General features: G+C 49.1%; 15 protein-coding genes and 1 riboswitch. Of the genes, 9 read left to right on the forward strand and 6 right to left on the reverse strand.

Going from position 1 to position 21,655, the window contains the following annotated elements; translation table 11 throughout:
• Positions 1-33 precede the first annotated feature (33 nt).
• The 4 genes from htpG to pgmB all read left to right on the forward strand — a co-directional run bounded on the left by htpG (position 34) and on the right by pgmB (position 8,846).
• Positions 34-2,046 (forward strand): molecular chaperone HtpG, encoded by a 2,013-nt coding sequence (htpG, locus tag C7B65_RS17115; protein WP_181314420.1) that lies wholly within the window; start codon positions 34-36, stop codon positions 2,044-2,046.
• 204 nt (positions 2,047-2,250) lie between these two features.
• On the forward strand, positions 2,251-3,084 hold the full coding sequence (locus tag C7B65_RS17120; protein ID WP_073070389.1) for a DUF2382 domain-containing protein: 834 nt from the start codon (positions 2,251-2,253) through the stop codon (positions 3,082-3,084).
• 355 nt (positions 3,085-3,439) lie between these two features.
• Positions 3,440-5,851, forward strand: a complete 2,412-nt coding sequence (locus tag C7B65_RS17125) for a sucrose synthase (protein ID WP_073070388.1) — start codon at positions 3,440-3,442, stop codon at positions 5,849-5,851.
• A gap of 37 nt (positions 5,852-5,888) precedes the next feature.
• Positions 5,889-8,846 (forward strand): beta-phosphoglucomutase, encoded by a 2,958-nt coding sequence (gene pgmB, locus C7B65_RS17130; protein WP_073070387.1) that lies wholly within the window; start codon positions 5,889-5,891, stop codon positions 8,844-8,846.
• Positions 8,847-9,176: 330 nt separating this feature from the next.
• Here pgmB and C7B65_RS17135 read toward each other — a convergent pair whose 3' ends face one another.
• A complete protein-coding gene (locus C7B65_RS17135) occupies positions 9,177-10,295 on the reverse strand; it encodes a class I SAM-dependent methyltransferase (RefSeq protein WP_083582771.1) in 1,119 nt (372 codons plus the stop codon).
• 228 nt (positions 10,296-10,523) lie between these two features.
• Entirely contained in the window at positions 10,524-10,685 is a 162-nt protein-coding gene (locus C7B65_RS27885) for a hypothetical protein (protein ID WP_181314421.1), read from the reverse strand.
• 35 nt (positions 10,686-10,720) lie between these two features.
• A riboswitch (Glutamine riboswitch) is annotated at positions 10,721-10,798 on the reverse strand.
• Between the two features lie 155 nt (positions 10,799-10,953).
• On the opposite strand from C7B65_RS27885, the gene C7B65_RS17145 reads away from it, so the two are divergent.
• From C7B65_RS17145 to C7B65_RS17160, 4 genes are all read left to right on the forward strand, one after another.
• Positions 10,954-13,068, forward strand: coding sequence for an AAA family ATPase (locus C7B65_RS17145; protein WP_073070385.1), 2,115 nt, complete (start codon positions 10,954-10,956; stop codon positions 13,066-13,068).
• 416 nt (positions 13,069-13,484) lie between these two features.
• A complete protein-coding gene (locus C7B65_RS17150; protein ID WP_073070515.1) occupies positions 13,485-14,159 on the forward strand; it encodes a YkgJ family cysteine cluster protein in 675 nt (224 codons plus the stop codon).
• On the forward strand, positions 14,140-14,700 hold the full coding sequence (locus tag C7B65_RS17155) for a Pvc16 family protein (RefSeq protein ID WP_073070384.1): 561 nt from the start codon (positions 14,140-14,142) through the stop codon (positions 14,698-14,700). Before C7B65_RS17150 ends, C7B65_RS17155 begins: the two co-directional genes overlap by 20 nt.
• A 7-nt stretch (positions 14,701-14,707) precedes the next feature.
• On the forward strand, positions 14,708-16,366 hold the full coding sequence (locus C7B65_RS17160) for an eCIS core domain-containing protein (RefSeq protein ID WP_073070383.1): 1,659 nt from the start codon (positions 14,708-14,710) through the stop codon (positions 16,364-16,366).
• 74 nt (positions 16,367-16,440) lie between these two features.
• Here the strand turns inward: C7B65_RS17160 and C7B65_RS17165 are convergent, their stop codons facing one another.
• The 4 genes from C7B65_RS17165 to C7B65_RS17180 all read right to left on the reverse strand — a co-directional run bounded on the left by C7B65_RS17165 (position 16,441) and on the right by C7B65_RS17180 (position 20,311).
• Positions 16,441-17,853, reverse strand: coding sequence for a 1-acyl-sn-glycerol-3-phosphate acyltransferase (locus tag C7B65_RS17165; protein ID WP_073070382.1), 1,413 nt, complete (start codon positions 17,851-17,853; stop codon positions 16,441-16,443).
• Positions 17,854-17,963: 110 nt separating this feature from the next.
• The gene (locus C7B65_RS17170; protein WP_073070381.1) at positions 17,964-19,292 is read right to left on the reverse strand and encodes a recombinase family protein; all 1,329 of its coding nucleotides are present in this window, start codon (positions 19,290-19,292) and stop codon (positions 17,964-17,966) included.
• A gap of 43 nt (positions 19,293-19,335) precedes the next feature.
• Positions 19,336-19,695, reverse strand: a complete 360-nt coding sequence (locus C7B65_RS17175) for a VOC family protein (protein WP_073070380.1) — start codon at positions 19,693-19,695, stop codon at positions 19,336-19,338.
• Between the two features lie 22 nt (positions 19,696-19,717).
• Entirely contained in the window at positions 19,718-20,311 is a 594-nt protein-coding gene (locus tag C7B65_RS17180) for a hypothetical protein (RefSeq protein ID WP_106254076.1), read from the reverse strand.
• Positions 20,312-20,398: 87 nt separating this feature from the next.
• Here C7B65_RS17180 and C7B65_RS17185 point away from each other — a divergent pair, with 87 nt between their 5' ends.
• Positions 20,399-21,598, forward strand: a complete 1,200-nt coding sequence (locus C7B65_RS17185; protein ID WP_073070378.1) for a sigma-70 family RNA polymerase sigma factor — start codon at positions 20,399-20,401, stop codon at positions 21,596-21,598.
• Positions 21,599-21,655 lie beyond the last annotated feature (57 nt).

A 21,655-nucleotide genomic window follows, 5' to 3' on the forward strand; every position in this document is an offset into this window, starting at 1 on the left:
GGCTGAGGGCTTTTAAGTAACCAGGACTAGACTATGACAACGATTTTGGAACAGGGAAACATCAGTATTCATACTGAGAATATTTTTCCGATTATCAAGAAGTGGCTCTACTCCGACCACGAGATTTTCTTGAGAGAGCTGGTGTCTAACGCCGTAGATGCCATTCAGAAACTCAAAATGGTGTCTAACTCGGATGAGTTTTCGGGTGAGATCGGCGATCCAGAAATCGTGATCACGATCGATCCCGAAAACAAAACGCTTGCCGTCTCTGACAACGGCATTGGCATGACTGCCGATGAGGTGAAGAAATATATCAACCAGGTGGCGTTCTCTAGCGCTGAAGAATTCGTTGAGAAATATAAAGCCAGTGCCGATCAGCAAATCATTGGGCACTTCGGACTCGGTTTCTACTCGTCCTTTATGGTTGCAAAACAAGTCACGATCGATACTCTGTCTTACAAAGCCGACTCGCAGGCAGTGAACTGGTCTTGTGATGGCTCGACTGAGTTTAAATTGTCAGAGGGCGATCGCTCAACTCGCGGCACTACCGTTACCCTCGCACTGCAAGACGAAGAACACGAGTATGCAGAACCCTATCGAATTCGGCAACTGATCAAAACCTACTGCGACTTTCTGCCCATCCCAATCAAGTTAGAGGTGATCGAGCCACCCAAAGAAGGCGAAGAAGCCAAAGCGCCCGAACAAATCAACCGCCAAAAAGCGCCTTGGAAAGAGTCGCCCAAAAGCCTCAGCCAAGAAGACTATTTAGAGTTTTATCGCTACCTCTATCCGTTTCAAGAAGAGCCGTTGCTGTGGGTGCATCTGAACACAGACCATCCTTTTGTCGTCCAGGGCATTCTCTACTTCCCGAAGCTGAAGCCCGATGTTGATGTCTCTAAAGGACAGATCAAACTATTTTGCAATCAGGTGTTTGTCAGCGAAAACTGTGAGGAAGTGATTCCCAAGTTTCTGCTGCCGCTGCGGGGTGTGGTCGATAGCGCCGACATTCCGCTGAATGTGTCGCGGAGTTTTTTGCAGAACGATCGCACGGTGCGCCGGATCGCAGACTACATTGCTAAGAAAGTCGGCGATCGCTTAAAAGAATTGTATCGCGACGATCGAGCGCAATATATCCGATCGTGGCAAGATCTGGGCACCTTTGTTAAATTTGGCTCGATTAACGATGACAAATTCAAAAAGCAAGTCGAAGATATCCTGATCTATCGCACAACATCTAATCTGAGCGATGACATCCCGAAAGTAGAAGTGCAAACCGCAGATGGAGACGCTTGGGAAGACACTTCTAACGCAGTCAGCAACACGGTTGATGGCAAATCTTACACGACGCTAAAAGAATATCTAGAACGCAACAAAGAACGTCACGAAAATCGGATCTTCTATTGCACCGATGAAGTCACTCAGGCAACTTATGTGCAGCTTCACACCAGTCAGGGCTTAGAAGTCCTGTTTATGGATTCGTTCATTGACAGCCACTTTGTTAGCTTCTTAGAGCGAGAATATTCGCAGGTGCAGTTTTCACGAGTAGATGCTGAGTTAGATGACACGCTGATTGACAAAGAACAGGCTGAAATCGTCGATCCTAAAACCAATCAGACTCGCAGTGAACAAGTCAAAGAACTGTTCCAAAAAGCGCTCAACAAGCCGAAGCTGATCATTCGCACCGAGGCACTAAAAGGAGACGATCCTGCTAACATGCCTCCCGCGATGGTTCTTTTGCCAGAGCAACTGCGCCGGATGCAAGAGATGAATGCGTTGTTGCAGCAGCAGAATATTCAATTCCCTGAAGAACATATTTTGTTAGTCAACACGACTCATCCGATGATTCAAAACTTGATTAACCTCAGTCAGGGCGCGATCGTCACTAAAGGTCAATCGCCTTCAGCAGAACTCGCTGACATGATTTGTCATCATGTTTATGATTTGGCGCTGATGGCACAAAAAGGCTTTGACGCTGATGGCATGAAAGCGTTTGTCGAGCGATCGAACCAAGTGTTAACCAAGTTGACCGATCGGGCGGCTCACTAATTGATGATTCGCAGTTCGCAGTGCTCTGATTTTCATTGCGGACTGCAATCTGCTACGCAAACCTCCGAGGTTTTGGAAATGCGTAAGTCCTGCTTTAGATTGAGCGCCTTTAGATTGAGCGTCTTTCAGTCTTTTGGCGAATGAAGAAATAATGCTTTGTCTCTACCATCAAGGCAATAGTCTAGAAAGATGGAGAACAATCTAATGCCGTTGATTACATTAGAAGATTTTTATCCGACCTATCGAGAAGGACATTCTGACAGCAAATCTGAAATCAAAGGGTTTGAAGCTTGCACACAGACTGGCAACAAGGTTGGCACGATCGCAGATATTCTAGTAGACGATCAAGCAGGGCGGTTTCGATATCTAGTCGTCGATTTGGGGTTGTCTGGCTCTAACAAAAAAGTGTTGCTGCCGATCGGGTTAGCTCATATTAATTACACTGACGATCGCGTCTATGTAGATGGTTTGAGCAGAGAGCAAATTGAACATTTACCCGAACTCAACAATTTAGAATGGATCGACCATCACTATGAAGAACAGGTGCGAGATGTCTACCGTCCTGTGGCAAAGACGACCCAGAAAGCGGTGACTCCGAGTGTGCATCACTATGAGCAAGACCCCGATCTGTATGCGGTGAATGACACTCAGCACCAATCTTTAAAGCTCTATGAAGAGCGGCTGATTGCGAACAAACAACGGCAAAAAACGGGAGAAGTGGCGATCGGGAAACACGTTGAAACAGAAACGGCGAGGGTTTCGGTTCCGGTTGAGAAAGAGCGAGTTGTAATCGAGCGGGTGGCTCCGGTGAGCGAAACAACTATCCCGCTTGGGGCAACTGTCTTTCAGGAGGGGGAAGTGGCTCGGATGGAGGTTTATGAGGAAACCCCAGATGTTCACAAAGAAGCGTTTGTGCGGGAGGAAGTTCGCGTGACGAAGGTCGTCGATCAAGACACCGTGATGGCAGAAGAAACGCTGCGACGCGAGGAGTTAGATGTAGATACGCAAGGTCATCCAGTGATTGATCAGGAGCGATAAATTTCAGAGATTAGGTTCTGGGAGTCTATTCAAAATCCTGGGTCGGTTGTCGCGGCTCGCTACGATCGAGTCCACCAGGAATTAAACAAGCCTCCTCAAGAGTGGGCACAGACTCCTTTGCCCGCCTCTCTTTGCTAGTCTCAACTATTGTCACACCCTTCCATTCAGCAATCCGCTCACCCTCTTTCTCGGAGATGAGATGTATCCCTGATGGAAGCGGATCAAACGTGTGCTTTTTTGTTCCATAGGCATAAAAGTTGCATCTATCGATAGAGGGTGAAATTGGGGTTCCAACTTATTCTAAAGGTAGATTTCTACTGAGTTTCTACGCCCGATACTTTACACCTTTGTTTCCATGCATGAACTGGTTCACGCTGTGCTTGACAGCGACGAAAAAAAGGATCTCCATCAAGTGATTGAGGCGCTCTCCACTTCAGAAAAGCGCTACTTCCTGAGAACTGAGATTCTGCAAACCTTCGCAGATTATTGTCACCAATCTCAAAAACCTGCCTACTTTTTTCACGCCTCCTCGATCGGAGAATTTCTGCACCACACGCACGAGATCATTCTCCAAGACAGGGAAACCTGGTTTGTGCTGCGACCCTGGATCGGCAGTCAGGAGATTTGGCGGTTAAGCGCTGATTTTAGGAAGTTTGAGAAGATGACCCCCGAAGCGCTGTTAGAAGTGCGCGATCGCTTTGTTGATCGCGCTCAACCTCGCATCTTAGAACTTGACCTGCGCCCATTTTATAAAGATTCCCCGACGATTCGCGACCCTAGAAATATTGGGCAAGGGTTGGCCTTTCTCAATCGCTATTTGTGCGACGAATTGCTCAACGACTCGTCTTATTGGCTAGAGGCGTTGTTTAACGTGTTGAATCGGAGCCATTACGACACGATCAAGTTATTGATTAACGATCGCATTCGTTCAGGTCAAGAAATGGCGGAACAGGTCAAACAGGCGCTGCGCTTTTTGCGATTGCGCTCAGAAGACGAGCCTTATCGCGACGTGCATGAACACCTGCAAGAATTGGGATTTGAGCCAGGGTGGGGCAATACAGCGGGGCGCGTCTCTGACACATTGGAACTGCTCGATCGTCTCATCACCAATCCTGAGCCTGCCATTTTAGAAGCATTTGTCAGCCGCATTCCGGCAACATTTCGGGTGGTGCTCGTCTCGATTCATGGATGGATTGGGCAAGAAAGCGTGTTAGGGCGACCAGAGACGACAGGACAGGTGGCCTACGTTTTAGATCAAGCTCGAAGCTTAGAGAAAAAACTGCGAGAAGACATTCACCTTGCAGGGTTAGACTTGCTGAATATTCAGCCGCAAGTGGTAATTTTAACTCGTCTGATTCCTAACTGTGAGGGCACTCAGTGCGGGGTGCGGCTCGAAAAAGTAGATGACACCGAAAACGCCTGGATTCTGCGAGTGCCGTTTCGAGAATTTAACCCCAAAGTGACTCAAAACTGGATGTCTAAATATGAGATTTGGGGATATTTAGAAAGTTTTGCGATCGATGCCGAAGCCGAGATTCTGAAACAACTCGGCAGCAGTCCCAATTTGATTATTGGTAACTATAGCGATGGAAATTTAGTTGCATTTCTATTATCTCGTCGTCTCAAATCAATTTACTGCACCATTGCTCATTCTCTCGAAAAACCAAAGCGGCTATTCAGTAATCTCTATTGGCAAGATCTCGAAGAGCAGTATCATTTTTCCGCGCAATTCACGGCAGATTTGATTACCATGAATGCGGCAGACTTTATTGTCACGTCCTCTTATCAAGAGATTGTGGGAACTCCTAACGCCATGGGGCAATATGAATCCTATAAGTGCTTTACGATGCCACAGCTTTATCATGTGGTGGATGGTGTTGATTTGTTTAGCCCCAAATTTAATCGAGTGCCGCCCGGCGTGAACGAAAAGTCTTTCTTTCCCTATAGTCAAGTAGGCGATCGCGATGCGGGTTTGCACAGCCGAATTGATGATTTGCTGTTGGTTCGTCAAGACGCAATGGCATTCGGGGTACTTGCCGATCGCGACAAGCGCCCAATTTTAGCCCTCGCGCCCATGACCCCGATCAAAAATCTGACCGGGTTGGTAGAGTGTTTTGGCAAAAGTCAAGAACTTCAGACTCACTGTAATTTGATCATCGTCACGAATAATCTCGACTTTAATCAGGCGAGGAGTTCTGTAGAAGCCGAGGAAATTAAAAAGCTATATGCCCTTCTCGATGAATATCACCTGCACGATCGAGTTCGGTTGGCGGGGATGCGGCTGACCAGTTTAGAATTGGGCGAGATTTATCGCACGATCGCCGATCATCAGGGAGTTTATGTCCAGCCTGCTCACTTTGAAGCCTCTGGGCGCACCATTTTAGAGGCAATGATTTCGGGGTTGCCGACCTTTGCGACTCAGTTTGGCGGGGCGTTAGAAATCATTAATGACAAAGAAAACGGATTCCATATTAATCCAACGAATTTAGAAGAAATGGCTCAAGAGATCTTGAATTTTGTCACCCAGTGCGAGACCGATCCGCAACTCTGGCAAACGATTTCCGATCTCGCCATTAAGCGAGTGCAGGAGCAGTATAACTGGCAGTTACACACCCAGCAACTTCTCTTGTTGGCAAAAATTTATGGCTTTTGGAACTATGTCTCCCGCGACGATCGAGAAGCCCTATTGCGATATCTAGACGCGCTATTCTATCTACTCTATAAGCCAAGAGCCGACTTGATTTTAGAAGCGCACATGCAGCGCTAATCTCTACCATACACCTCCTCTACCCAGTGTCGTGACGATGGCTAACCCAGTTCCTACTTCGCCTTTCATCTATAAAGATTGGCTCCTAATCGAGCCGGACTTTGACCCCAATCAGTTGCATCACCGAGAAACGGTCTTTACGATCGGCAATGGCTATTTAGGAACGCGAGGCACCTTTGAGGAGGGCTATCCGCGTGCGTCACCATCCACTTTGATCAACGGCGTTTATGACAGCGTTCCGGTGATGTATACCGAGTTGGTCAATTGCCCCGACTGGTTGCCGCTCGTGGTGATTATCAACGGCGATCGCTTTCGGATGGATCAGGGCGAGGTGTTGAGCTATGAGCGGCGGCTGGATCTGCGGCGAGGATTATTGAGTCGATTGGTGCGGTGGCGCAGTCCTGGAGGCAAAACGGTTGAGTTAAATTTTGAACGGTTTGCGAGTTTGGCAGATCAGCACGTGTTAGCTCTGCGCTGTCAAATCACACCGATCGATTTTGACGGCTTTATCGAAGTGCAAGCGAGTATTAATGGCTATCCTGAAAATCAGGGGTTTAACCATTGGGAATGGCTGAATCAGGGCAAAACCGAGCATGGGGTTTGGCTACAGGTGCGAACTCGTAGCTCTCGGATTGAGCTATCAATGGCATCCGGCATCACGCTGTCAGGAGTCGAGGCATCGCAGCAGGTGTCGAGCGTTCCGGGCTATCCCACATTGACAGCAACCTTTATGGCGACGATGGGACAGACGGTGACGATCGAGAATCTGCTCACCGTGTTTACCTCGCGAGAAGTCGAGTCGCCTGTCACTGCCGCCCAAGAAAAGCTCGCCTCTCTGCCCGATTATTCCATGCTGTTGAGCGCTCACGAGCAAGCCTGGAATCAAAACTGGGAAGCCAGCGATATTGTGATTGAAGGCGACGTGAGAGCGCAACTTGCCGTTCGATACAACCTATTTCAGCTTTTGATTGCGGCTCCTCGTCATGACGATCGCGTCAGCATTCCGGCTAAAACGCTGGCAGGATTTGGCTATCGGGGGCACGTTTTTTGGGATACCGAAATTTTCATTCTGCCGTTCTTTACTTACACGCAGCCCGCGATCGCGCGCAATCTTCTCAACTATCGCTATCACACTCTTCCCGGAGCCAGGCGTAAGGCAGCATACTACGGCTATAAGGGCGCAATGTTTGCCTGGGAAAGTGCCGATACGGGCGATGAAGTCACGCCGCGCTGGGCATCGCCGAACGATCCTTATGCCGAAGATATTCGGATTTGGTGTCGCGATCGCGAGATTCACATTAGCGCTGACATCGCCTATGGTGCCTGGTATTACTGGAAGGCAACGGGCGACGATGAATGGATGCGAGACTGTGGGGCAGAGTTAATTCTCGACACGGCAGTGTTTTGGCGCAGTCGCGTAGAATGGAACACCAAACAGGAACGCTATGAGATTCGCGAAGTAATTGGCGCGGATGAATATCACGAACATGATGTGCATAATAGTGCTTTCACCAATCGGATGGCACAATGGCATCTCGAAAAAGCGATGTTTGTGTTCGATTGGTTATTCGATCACTATCCGGACAAAGCGATCGAGCTACAGAAAACCCTGCAACTTACGTCTGAGCGACGATCGCGCTGGCAAGATATCATCAATAATCTCTTCATTTCCTACGACTCGACGACAGGATTAATTGAGGAATTTGAGAACTTCTTTAAGATCGAAGATATCAATTTAGCTGACTATGAACCGCGTACCAAATCCATGCAGACCATTTTAGGCATTGATGGAGCCAATAAGCGGCAAGTGCTCAAACAGCCCGATGTGCTGATGCTGATTTATCTAATGCGTCAGTCACAAGAGTTTCCCTACGATCCTAAAATTCTCAAAGCCAATTGGGACTATTATGCCCCGCGCACCGATATTACCTACGGCTCGTCGCTAGGGCCGGCGATTCATGCAATTTTGGCCTCCGATTTGGGCGACGTGCAAGAGGCATCCGATCGCTTCTGGCAAGCCGTCTTAGTAGATATCGAAGACACGAGAAGCAACGCCGCAGAAGGCATTCATGGCGCATCTGCGGGAGGCATTTGGCAAGTGCTTGTTTGGGGATTTGGCGGCGTGCAGTTGACCGAAAATGGACCGATCGCCCATCCTCATCTTCCGCCAAACTGGACGCGCTTAAAATTTAAGCTACACTGGCGCGACCAATGGCACGAATTTGATTTGAAGAACGAAGCCAACAACGCAAACAGCGAAACAAATGCAATGACAGATTTAACCGATTCCGCATCCCTTCCTGCAATTCAAAATTCTTCAGGCGTTCAAGGATTTATTTTTGATTTAGATGGCGTTCTCACCGACACCGCAGAATTTCACTATCGGGCGTGGCAACGACTTGCAGACGAAGAAAATCTACCGTTCGATCGTCAAGCCAACGAAGCGTTGAGAGGTGTGTCTCGTCGAGAATCACTGCTTAAAATCGTCGGTGACAGACCTTATTCAGAAGCCCAACTGCAAGCGATGATGGATCGCAAAAACCACTATTATGTCGAGTCGATTCAAGACATTGCCCCAACCGATCTATTGCCCGGAGCGCGAGAGTTGCTCAACGAATTACGGCAAGCCGGAATCAAAATCGCATTGGGTTCGGCAAGCAAAAATGCCCGTCCGGTGATTGAGAAATTAGGCATCGCTGATTTAATGGATACGATCGCCGATGGTCACAGCGTAGAACGTCCGAAACCTGCTCCCGATCTCTTCCTGTTTGCCGCCAATCAGCTAGGATTGCAGCCCGATCAGTGTGTGGTCGTCGAAGATGCGGCGGCCGGAATTGAAGCGGCGATCGCAGCAAAAATGTTGACGATCGGGTTGGGCCCAGTTAAGCGGGTTGGAGCGGCAGATGTGGTTTTACCCGATCTTGAAGGCGTTCACTGGGCAGACCTGCAAGCGAAATTAAATGCAGCCAAACGACAACCCGTTTCTCAAGTGTGATCGGTGACAGCGATCGGTAGAATCGCCATCACTGCACTTTGTATACTCACCCTATTTCGCGATCGGAGTAGGGTTTTTTTGTGGGAAATCCAACAATTTTTTGACTCGTCCGGAACTTTACGATCGACGAGTGTTTTAAAGTTCACCTTCACAAACGTGTGCCCCCTGAATAACTCATTTGTTCATTCGGTCAATTTGTAAAGGAATCCGAGATTATTTCATTTCTGTTGTTGATCGCGTTGCATAAACTTCAACCGTTCAACGTACAAGGCATCAGTTAGCAATCAATCATTGGTTGCTAACTGTTTCTGACGGCTTAATCGAAGAGATCTAGACTCCTAGCGGAATCTCTTGCTGCTCAGAATTCTGTGCAGACTGATCTTGAGATCCTTCGGCAGGCTTATGAGCGACGAGATACTTACTCATAAAGTGCACCTGCGTCGAGACATCTGTGAAGCCAGCACTATGAAGACGAGCAATCAAGTCATCATTCATGTAGTGACGATAATAAGGCTCATGGAAAGTATCTGAGAAGCCAGCCATCACTGGAGCCAATTCTGGCGAATCGCTGACTTGAACTGAATCACAGATCACAAAGGTGCCACCGGGCTTAACCACTCTAAAGGCTTGATCAATCACATTCTGACGCGCTTGCGGCGGCAACTCGTGGAACAAAAACACACAGGTTACTGCATGAAAATAGTTCTCTAAGTAAGGCAATTCCTCAGCATTGGCTTGAATTAATTGAGGCAACTCTCCCGGAATCTGAGAGAGCATTTGATTTGCCTTCCTCAGATAAGCAGGCGAAAGATCGACTCCATAGAGAGATGCTTTAGGCAACATCCCGCGCAGCATTCTCAACGTGCGACCCGTGCCGCTGGCAAGATCTAGAATCTTGATCTGACGAGGCTCGATCGCGCTAAACGTCTGCAACTCTTCCTTTAATGGAGCCAAGATCCGACGACGCATCGCATCTGCCGCACCGTTAAACAGCAACTCTACCTGCAAATCATAGAGGTTTGCCGACATGTCGCTGAGATAGCCATCAGTCTGGTGATGAAAGTTTTGCACATAGTAGCTAGGGTAGCCACTCGTCTCAACATTAGATGAAAATTCCTGGTAGCGCTTTTGGTTTGCCCGCTCCCAAATCTGGGGCATATCGAGCCAGACAGCCGGATAAAACCGAAAGAAATCTTCCCAGGGGTTATCAAACAACATACTTTCTGGATAAACGCCTTTTTCTGCGTCTTGCCAGTCAGCTTCCAGAATCTGACTAAATCGTTGCTGAATTTTAAGCAGCAACTCAGGCGGAAGTGAAACTGTTCTTTTCTCGGACGGAGGAGCCAGGAGATTAAGCACTTGCGTACTCAACACTTTATGCGCCAGCCCAAAATAACTTTTGCTTTGCTGAAATGTTTGATAGGCCAGCTTTGTGATGGTGTCGGGCATGATGACTTAAGATACTGCGATCGACGACTGTAACTAAGTGTAACGAATCTCAGGAGCCAGTTTCACTCACTATTTGCAGATTTATTCACAAAAATGGCGATCGCTGAGTGAAGTGCGATCGCCAAATTCAAAAAGTTAAACCGTGAACCTTTCAAAACCTCGGAGGTTTAAGCCCCTCTGTCGGTCACAATGCTTGATGCTTGGTTGAAACCTCCGAGGTCTGCGGCTCTACTGCTCGGTGACTCTGGGTTGCTGATGCCGATTCTTATACCACTTGTACCAGCTACCATCTGTGGAGAAACCGTTAGACAACATAAAAGCAACGGTTTCGTCGCTCACGTCGATGATCTGAGACTTGTTGGGTTGATTGGGTTGGTTAAACCGTTTCATGGCGCTTACCTCTTGAAAAAGTGTAGTGAACAGGAGGCGCGTTCCTTCGGGAGAGTCCCTACTTCCGTCTCTCTAAAAGCCAAAAAACTTGGTTCCTGGAGGAGATGAACGATTCATTTCTGTATCCAATTTAACAAAATTGAGCTTGAATTGCATTACATTTGCAAAACTTTACAATTTAGCGGCTCATCCCCCTTTGATTTACGATTCGATAAGTGCAGTTGTCATTAGGCGTTATATTTAGGCTGACTTTGTAGCTAGTAAAGCGATGGCTAAACAGAAGCTAGTCCAAGTAGCGCAACTTAAGGACATGCTAAGAGCGTTGCAGCAACTGGATCACTTGCTGACCGATGCCATCTCTAGGGCTGAGATTTTGTATGGTTCAGAAGCGGCGGCTGATCCTTACCGCGGGCTTTACATTAATCGAGAAGAGATCGATCGACTGTTAGCGCGGAAGGTTGGAGAACCTACTCTGCGATCGCACCAGTCAGAACCCGATCTCGCTGAACAACTTAGTCAACTTGCTCCATTCAACTGGTTGAAACACACGTTTGGACTCTCTGAGTTTGACCTCAGCGTTGTTTTGATTTCGCTAGCGCCTGAGATTGACTTGGGGTATGAGCGGATCTACTCTTACCTTCAAGATGATGTGACCCGCAAACATCCCAGCGTCGATTTAGCTCTGAATTTGCTGTGTGCCACCACCGAAACTAAAATGCAGCAGCGCGATCGATTTGCGCCTGCTGCCCCGTTGATGCAACACGGGCTACTGCATCTGATTGTAGACCCAAATCGGGCGCAGCCACCGCTCCTGTCTTATTTTCTCAAGCTGGACGAGCAGGTGATCCGGTTTCTGATGGGGCAGCAGGGCTTAGACTCTCGACTTGCACCATGCCAACTGATTCAGCCCACCATTTCGCTAGAGGATCTGCCGCTCAACGCCCCGATCAAGCAGGCGCTGCGCTCGATCGCGCACACAGTGCAACCCTTACAGCTTTATTTTCAAGGGGTTGACGCGTTGGAGAAACGCCAAACGGCAGAAGCGATCTGCCATGAACTGGATGCGTCGCTTTTGATCGTCGATCAGGCGATCGCTGCCAGTCCTGATCTTGAGCAAACGTTGCGGCGGCTGGGTCGGGAGGCTCGGTTTCAAAATGCAGTGTTGTATCTTGACCAGCGAGAGGGATTGGACAACGCCCAATTAAGCGCGATCGAACAAGCGTTCTCGATGTTTTCAGACGAGGCTTTGCCGATGATTTTGGCAGGTACTCAATCTCAGCGGCTGTCAGGTTGTACAGCCCGCTTCATCCCTGTTAGCTTTCCTAAGATCAGCTTTGCTCAACGGCGAACTTGTTGGAGTGCTAATCTTGCGGCGCTGGGCATGGAAATTGTCGATCAGGAATTAGATGGACTTGCCGATCGTTTTCGGTTAACGCCCCAACAAATTGCGGATGCGGTACTAATGGCGCAGCATCACTCGCGTTGGCAAGCAGCACTGCAATCTCAAGAGGGCTGGGATGTTCAGCCGCCGACGATTGAGGAGCTTTTCAGGGCTGCCCGCGCTCAGTCGAGCCAGAAGTTGGAGGGGCTAACGCGCAAAATTACGCCGCGATACACCTGGAAAGATATTGTGCTCCCGGCGGATCAACTGGCGCGATTAAAAGAGATTTGTAGCCACATTCGCTATCGCCACATTGTTTATGGAGACTGGGGTTTCGATCGCAAACTGTCGCTCGGTAAAGGGCTAAACACGCTATTTTCGGGGCCGCCGGGGACTGGCAAAACAATGGCGGCAGAAATTATTGCCAACGAGCTACGGCTTGATCTCTATCAAATTGATTTATCGCAAATGGTGAGTAAATATATTGGCGAAACCGAGAAAAATCTCAATCAAATTTTCACGGCTGCCGAAAGTGCCAATGCGATTTTGTTGTTTGATGAAGCTGATTCGCTTTTTGGCAAACGGTCTGAGATTAAAGACGCGCACGATCGCTACGCCAATATCGAAGTCGCTTATTTGTTGCAGAAAATGGAAGAGTATGAAGGCATTACGATTTTGACGACGAATCTGGTTCAGAATTTAGATGAGGCGTTTACACGACGGTTACGATTTATTATTGAGTTTCCCTTCCCCGATGTGGAACATCGCTTGAACATTTGGAAAGGCGTTTTTCCTTCAGAAACGCCGATCGCGCCATTCGATTTTGAAGCCATTGCTCAACAATTTAAGTTAGCAGGCGGCAACATTGCGAACATTGCACTAGCGGCTGCGTTTCTGGCGGCTGAATCTGGGCAGAGTATCAACATGGCGCATCTGTTGCAGGCAACCAAACGAGAATTGCAGAAGATGGGACGGTTAGTAAGTGAAGAAGAATTTTTGTAAAACAAGCCGCCCAACTATAGCAATTCTAAGTAGATAGGACTTACGCATTGACAGAAAACAGTAATATGCACTCTTGATATTTGGTCTCTAAAACTACAGTTCCTACAGGCTTTCAAGTGATTTTGAACAAAAACTCAGGTTCAAAGCCGTTTCTTAGAAACGCCGTAACCCAGAAATTGCGTTAATGCACATCTGCATTTTCGGGTCAATGCGTAAGTCCTAGTAGATTGTGGGATGGGCATCTTGCCCGTAGCTAGAAGCCTGTCCCACTTTTAACTGAAATAAGATTGCTACACGTTAAGAATTAGCTAGGGAAAAGTGGAAATGTGTGCAGCGTGAATTAGACTCAAAGACAACTCCAGAAGTGTTTGTCTAAGCAGTCGCCCCAGTTTCACGTAGCCATCATTTCTTTGCCGATGAGCCACGATCGATCCCCATCAGACATACCTGATTCGAGCCAGCAGTTGGTGCAATTTTCTGACATTGCGCGCGGGCTGGCGTATCTTCATACTCGCGTGAATGCAACTGCGGGTCGTTCACTAGAGTCGGCGGCGTTTGTGTATGCGCTGATTGATCTGCTAGTCGAAACGGGAGTGATCACGGTTGAGCAAATCGACGATCGCAAGCAAGAATTCGTCGATCGTCTACTCCAGCGTTATCAACAACACGATCCGGGGGTTGCCCTGCAAGAACCCAATCAAGATAAATATACGTTTGTCCAGACTGCAAAAATTGACTGCGAAAATCGAGTCCACCTGTGCAAAGCTGCCTGCTGTAAAATGGTGTTTCCCCTGTCGCGACAAGACATTGAAGAAGGCGTGATTCGATGGGAGCTAAACAAACCCTACGTGATTGCTAAAGGCGCAGATGGCTATTGTCATCAGGTCGATCGCACGAGTTTAGGCTGTTGTGTTCATACTCAGCGTCCTATTCCTTGCCGCGCCTATGACTGCCGAAATGACGATCGCATCTGGCTCGATTTTGACAACGGCGTGATCAATCCCAAACTCGCCGATCCCAACTGGCCGCACAACTTAACGCCCGACGAACTGTCACTGCCGGAGGTTGCCGATGATTCATCACTTGGATGACACGCTGAGAGAATTGCTCCGGCAAAAAGTGCCGATCGACGACGCAGCGATCGACATCAAGTTTGAAATGCCCAATAGCGACTGGGAAACCAAGCTGACCAAGCCGACGGTCAATCTCTTTCTATACGACATTCGCGAAAATCTGGGGCTGCGAAGCAATGAGTCTTCCCTCGTTCGCAATGGCGCGATCGGCACCGAAACTCCTGCGCCGACTCGCGTTGACTTCACCTACCTGATCACTATTTGGACTAAAGACATCGCCGACGAGCATCGACTATTGGGCAGTCTCCTAAAAACGCTGCTGCGCTACCCCAATCTACCGCCAGAAGTGCTGCAAGGCGAGATGGTCAACCAATCGCTGCCGCTCCGCAGTTGGATCGCTCAACCCGATCGCACTCCCAACGTCTGGGATTTTTGGGGCGCACTCGACGGACGCTTAAAAGCCGGAATTAGCTGTGTAGTAACGCTAGCAGTTGAACCGTTCCCACCAACAGAAGTCGGTTTGGTGACGGAAACCATACTCAAAATTGGACAAAAGTGAGGGAGCGATGCGCGAACAAAGGACAAAAATCCAGTCTCGCTCCTCAAAAAGCGGATTGCGCCCGGCAAAAGCAACCCCGATTCAGAGTTCCTTGTCGCTGCGTCGGGTCGATCGTGCCCTATCTGCTACCGCTCACGGGGCGATGCAGTCAACTGTGGCGCAAAATCATCTCCTTCAATTACAGCAGCAGTACGGTAACAACTATGTACAGCGAGTATTAGCGTTATCGAGATCGGCTCCATCGGCAACAGAAGTTGCTCCGGGTGTTGAGTCGGCGATCGAGCAGTCTCGCGGCAACGGATATCCGCTACAAAACCCTGTGCGAACTCAAATGGAATCCGCGTTCGGTGTAAATTTCAGCGGAGTACGAGTTCACACTGATTTGACCGCCGATCGATTGAGTCAAGCGCTAAATGCCCGTGCCTTTACAACCGGAACCAATGTTTTTTTTCGTCAGGGCGAATATAGTCCAGAGAGTGTCAGCGGTCGGCAACTCCTCGCCCATGAACTGACTCATGTGGTGCAGCAGGCAGGGGGCACTCAGGGCAAGACAACTGTTCAGCGCAAGCCAACAACTCCAGCAACCAGTTTGGGAGCAATTCCAGCAGTCGATCGGCGGGAGATGCAATCCAACACGCTCCCAGTTCCTTCAGTCTTGACCAGTCAGCTTACTAGCCTGTTTGCGACAAATCCGGCGCTGGCAGGTGGAGCAACCGCCGCCTATCTCGTCAGCGCTACCGTCAGCTTTTCAGCGAATATCCCGATGGCAGGAAGCGTTACGGGCTATGACCTACATCGGGGGCTAAGGAGCGTGGGCGGTTGGTTGATGGGTCAAACGTCTCCGATCATTCTGCCGCTCAATACGACCGTAGCGCTGGAACTGGATTTGACTGCGTTTGGGGGCGATCGTGCCATCTACCGATTTAGCTACTACGATGTCGGCACAGGCGCTAGCTCGGTTGAACATCTGCTGATCGAAAACGTTGCCACTGTTCCCGCAGCGCCTACACCGCAACCCGTGCCAGCAGGAACCACGTTTCAAGTCGGTGGGCGCAATTTTCGGTTAGGCTCTGGCTGGTCGCAAACAGAGTTTACGCTTCTGCATCAAGCTTTGGGTTTGTTATCTGGCTCGGCGTTACAGCAAATTGAAAACGTTGAATTCCATCGGGCGGCTACGGTGGCTGGCAGTTCAGAAGCAGGAAACTATGACTCGAACACGAATACGATTACCATTCGCACAAATGCTTTCAACACTTCTCTCTCCCGCTTTGGCACCTCACCTGACTCTACCCGCATCATCCTTCATGAGATTGGACATGCACTCGACTACGCCATTCTGAATCGGGCATGGAGCCGCTACTCTAGTTCGGGGAATGCCCAGCAGCTTTTGGGCGCTCGATCGCTCTCTGGATTGGTTTATCAGCTAGATGCCAGCGGCAATTTTGCGATCGTTGCCGGGGCGCAAGCCACTGCCTATCGTCAGGCGGTTGAGAGAGATCGGGCACAAGCGGGAGGTCGATCGATGCCAACCAGCATTACCCCTTATGGCGCTACAAGCTGGGAAGAAAACTTTGCTGAAGCCTACTCACTCTTCGTCACCGATCCAGCCACCTTTCGGGAACTGCGCCCCAACACTTATGCTTATTTCACTCGACAGTTTCCTTAGGAACGCGGATTAAACTGCCCCAATCTTGAGGGATTTAGGTAGCTCTCCCAAATAGTTCTTAATGCTGACCAGGGCTATATAATCAAGCTCTCCAATGCAGTTTGCAGGTCTTGAGTCAGATCAGAAACGGCTTGTTTACCAGCGCGGCGATTGCTGTGATAAGTGTCCCAACGATCGGAGACTGAGATCGGTTGTCCGATCGTCACCAGCCCACACTGCTGACCTAACATCGGACGCTTGAAAGCATTGCCGCCTTTGATTTTGGTGATCACATCCCACATCAGCAGGGTCGTTTCGGCAAAGCGTTCGGCGGTGGGTTTTTCTAGGACGTATTTGCCAGTGACGGCGACAAAGCTCTCGACTAAGCGCATGTGCCAGATGCGGAGACTGGCTTCTTCGGCGATGCGATCGGCGAGTCCGCGTTCGAGCGGTGATAGGGTTTCTAGATGCAAGTCGTCGCGAAAGACATAATCCCACCCGGCTTGTTCAAGTTTGCGGCAGCGATCGATGACGCTTCCTTTCGGCTGAATGTTGAAATATTGTTCTGCTACTTGCAGCGCCACATTCAGCAACGCCTCTAACCGGACGGCAAACTCTGCGTTTGAGCCAGGAGAAACGCCTTCAATCTCAGATGATTGAGCGGCGGTGGTCGGCAAGGTTTGGTGATAAAAGCGCGTATAAAACTCTTCCATCACCGTTAATAAATGCTCTGCTAACTGATATAAACGCCGATAAAGATGTCCTTCTTTTTCATCGTTGGCTTCTCTCAAGATTCCGCTATCAGCTTCTAGGTCACTTAGCAGTTTCTCAAGGGCTTTCCAGGGAGGTGTGATGTAGCGATATTGAATGCCGATCGGCACAATTAAGACTTTTTCCGATCGTCCTGCTTTAATCAAATCTTCGACACACCAAAAGCCGATTTGTGCGATTCCTGGCTCTAAGGGGCTAATGGTTTCGTTGTGTCCGTTGGTTGCGCCTTCGGGAGCCGCCAAGAGCGGAAATGCACCATTGGCGAATAGGTCACGAGCCGATCGCAAGCCGACGCGATCGAGTTTGCCGCGATGGATGGGAGTGCCCCCCAGTTTGGAATAAAGCCAACCTGCCAGCGACCCTGCCCACAGCGGAATGCCGCGATCGTACATAAAATGTGCGTGGGTGGGAGGCTTGAGCCGAATGCCTTGTTGTTTTGCCAGTTTGGGCATCAAATAATGGAGCAAATAGCCCATGCAAATCGGATCTTGAACGCTAGGATGACGAAATGCGAACAGTAATCGCACCTTGCCTGATTGAAATTGCTGATAGAGATCGATTAGTTGCTCGACATTCTTAGCTTCAACGCGGGTCAGAGGCGTTTTGAGACGCATCCAAAGCGGCAGCGCGAGTTTCACCAGCTTAACTACATTGAGGTTAATATCTGGCGCGATAAACTCTAGCGGGGGTTGAGCCTGGTTGGGCGATCGCGAAGCAGATTTGCGAAATCGGGGCAAAGCGATTCTCCTGGCGTAGGGTTGAAGGTGATATCACATTAGTATTTTCCTCCAAAGTACCTAAAGCCGAATGGACAGTGGCTGATCTGCTACAGATCTCAACACAATTTTTAGAAAATAAAGACGAGTTTGAGTGTCCAGTTCGTGTTGTCGCGAATGAGTTCGATTTGCCGAATAAATTCGCGGAAGTAAAAGCGGCGTTCGGGTTCAGACAAATCGAGCCAAAATTGAGGAATGGACACCGCCTGAGCGATCGCCGTTAAATTAACAGGCGGCAATTGGGCGAGTTTGCCTTGTAGTTGAGCAATCTCGGTGCGGAGATTATAGGCGCGAAGTTCTGCGCTTTCAGAGTCGAGAATGCCACTTTCAGTCAAGCCAGGAAGCTGGGCCAAAATCGTTTGCTTGGCAGCGATCGCGCTCCCAATTCCCTGCTTAACCAGGTTGATGTCGGGCATATTGACTTCTGCAACGGCACGAGGCAAATCATCACAAATGCGCCCGATCGTGGTCTGCAAAATTTGCTCATAGGCGATCGCTTTACACGCGGGTTTGTTGGGGCAGCGAGTGGGACGCAAATACAAATATTCTTTGGTGTCTTTGCGGGTCGATCGAGATGCCACACGAGTTACGGTCATCGGCGACTGACAGGTTTCACAGATCACCAATCCCGCTAGCGATCGCGGGGCACTAGCCGTTCGAGACGGCAGACGACGATTTCGCCGCAGTAAGCGATCGATTTGAGCCGCTTCGTCACGAGAGAGAATCCCGGCATGAGCATCGGCGATCACATCCCCGGTTTGATATTCTAAATCGCCTCGATAAACAGAATTAGTGAGCCAGCGCTGCCCCGTAGAAACCGAAATCTTCTTGCCATATTTTTTCTCTAGATGCCGCACTGCACCTCGCAAAGAGCCATATAGCAGAAATTGCTCAAAGAATTCTTTCACCACGGGGGCAGTTGCCCGATCGACCACATAGCGGTTTTTGCTGCGTCGATAACCGTAGGGAGCTTTGCCGGGTGGTGGCATTGCTTTGACCCGATTGCGGGCATGCCCTTGACGAATGCGCCGACTGCGTTGATTAGTCTGCACTACTTGTAGCAAGTTGAGTAAGTCAGCCCGCAAATCAGAATCAGCGACGATCGCACCCTCTGAAGACGAAGCCTGCTCGATCGTGACTAAACGAACGCCGATCGTCTCTAGCGCTGCGAGGCGATCGCTGACTTCTGGCACTGAGTCGCCCAACTCTTCCAATCGCCGCACTAGCAAATAATCGGCGGGTTCTGTTTGACAATCCATCAAGAGTTGCTGTAACTGCGGACGGGTTGCTTTCTCGGTGGCAATATCTTGATAAACTTGATCAACTTCCCATCCCCATAAAGCGCGATCGGGCGTTGGTTCTAGCAACGGATCGCTGTAGAGATAAGCAATAATTTTCATGTATCTGGTCGTTTGATTGCTGCATTCTCTGGTTCGTTTGATCTCACGATCCTAACTCGATTACGGTGCCATCAGGATCTTGTACAAAAAGCGCCGATCGTCCCGATGCACTCATCTGAAACTCACATCCATATTTGAGAAGCTGATCTTTAGCCGCGTTCACATCCGCAACCAAAAATGCTAGATGACGATTGCGTCCCCATTTCTCGACGTTTTGCAACTCCGATCGGGCAGATAGATCGGTGATTAAGTGAATTTGAACGCCATTCGCTTCATACCAGGCTCCGGGAAATTTGAGGACACGATCAAGCTTTACCAGTCCTAAAATTGTGCCGTAGAAGTGTTCGGCTTTTTCTAAATCAGAAACGAGAATCGCCGCGTGGAGAAATTGTGTGATTTGCATAACAGATTCAAAAGCTGTGCAGTTATCTAATCACAGGATAGAACCCTGCCGGATTATTTTGGTTATAAACCGGAGTTTGATCGATCGGAGGAGTCGATCGTGTCTGAGGAATTAATGGGCTAGGCGGTTGCTCTCGGACGGGTGGAGTGGTCTGCGTAGGTTGACTTTGCTCTTTAGCTTGAGGGCGAATAATGTTAATAAACACAATATTCCGTTGGGTATCGATGCAGCCAACAATGTCAGGATTTTTCGAGCCGTTGGGCAACTGAAAAGAGTTCAGCGATGAGCCACCCGGACGCGGAAAGTCGAAATTGTTACGGCTCGATCGCGGAAACTCGTACCCACTCTGCCCCCCAGGATGCGGAAAATCAAAGCCATCCGAGATTCCCAACCGTGAGCCATTAAACCCACTTCCACAGGCGGCATCTCGATCGGCAAAATTGCGAATGCGAATCACAATTTGACTGTCCGAATTGCGAAATGATTCACTTTGTTGAAGAAGTATTGGAGGTAAGCCAAAGTCTTGTGCCCTAACAGAGGTCGAAACCAGCATTGAGGCGATCGACCCGGCTAAAAGAATAAATTTTGTCGGTGTAGATTTCGATGTAGATTTCATAGAAACGCCTTCTTTGGGTTAATACTGACTGCTAGGGCAACCCCTGACGCTTTATGCACTTGTTTAAAAAATTTCAACCTTTATCCCATGCGTTCTCGTCAAAGCCTTTTAGAAATCTTCTCAACGTTCCTCCAATTTGAGGGCGATCGCGTGTCAGTTTGGGCGATCGATGCTCGACTCCGACGCAGTATGCAGCAATGTTTACAGCAGTCCGATAACTCTGAAACCTCTGGCAATTTTTGGGCGCTTTATTGGTACAAAGTCTGGCAAGAAGACGAGGGAAACGACCCAAACTCTTTTGCTCACTTAATCGCCTATTTGCAAGAAACCTGCTATTGGTCAGCCCAGAAGACGATGACGAATTTTGCGTTGACGCAATACACGCTGCCCGACTGCTTTCAGGTGGCGATCTCCAAAGTTCAAAAAATCTTAAGCGGATTCAATCCACAGCAGGGATTCAGTCTCCAAAATTATGCCAGCGCTATTTTTGCCAGCACGATTCGAGATACGCTGCGTCAACGCCAAGAAGTTGATATCTGCACAAACTGGGCATTGCTCCGAAAAGTCAGCCAAAAACGCTTAATCGAGTCTTTGCAAAATGCTGGACTGTCTGCGGAAACGATCGCAACCTACATCCTCGCCTGGAATTGCTTTAAATCGCTCTACGTTCCCACCCAAGAAACTGCAACGCGCAAACTTCCTCGCCCCGATGAGGCAACTTGGGCAGTGATCGAGCAACGCTACAACGCCGATCGTCGTCAAGTGCCTTCTGCCCCCGCAGCCCAACCTGAAACCCTCGAAAAATGGCTGAATGTCTGCGCTCAAGCAGCACGATCGTACTTAAATCCCAACCTTGTCTCGATCAACACACCTAAAGCAGGTCAAGACACTGGCGAACTGCTAGACGATGTGCCCGAAAGTTCTAGAGAATCGCTGCTGGCTGATCTGATTGCTGATGAAGAGGATCAGACTCGACAGGATCAGCGATCGCAGCTAAATCAGATTTTAGAAGCGGCGATCGGGCAGCTTGACCCCGAACTTCAGGCAATCTTGCACCTTTATTATCGAGAAAATTGCACTCAACAACAGATGGCAGAACGGCTAGATATCAAGCAATACACCGTTTCTCGCCGTCTCACCAAAGCCAGAGAACAGCTTCTTAAAAAACTAGCGCTCTGGAGTCAAGAAACGCTGCATATCTCTCTGACTTCAGCCCTACTTCAATCTATGAGTCTGGTGATGGAAGAGTGGCTTCAACAACACTACAAACCGAGTTCATCAGTATAGCTACTTAAATCAACGTGAGTTCGACGAGTTTTTTCGCTTCGCTCTCAGCGGCTTCTG

The sequence above is a fragment of the Phormidesmis priestleyi ULC007 genome, from assembly GCF_003003695.1.
In the GTDB taxonomy this organism is placed as follows: domain Bacteria; phylum Cyanobacteriota; class Cyanobacteriia; order Leptolyngbyales; family Leptolyngbyaceae; genus Phormidesmis_A; species Phormidesmis_A priestleyi_A.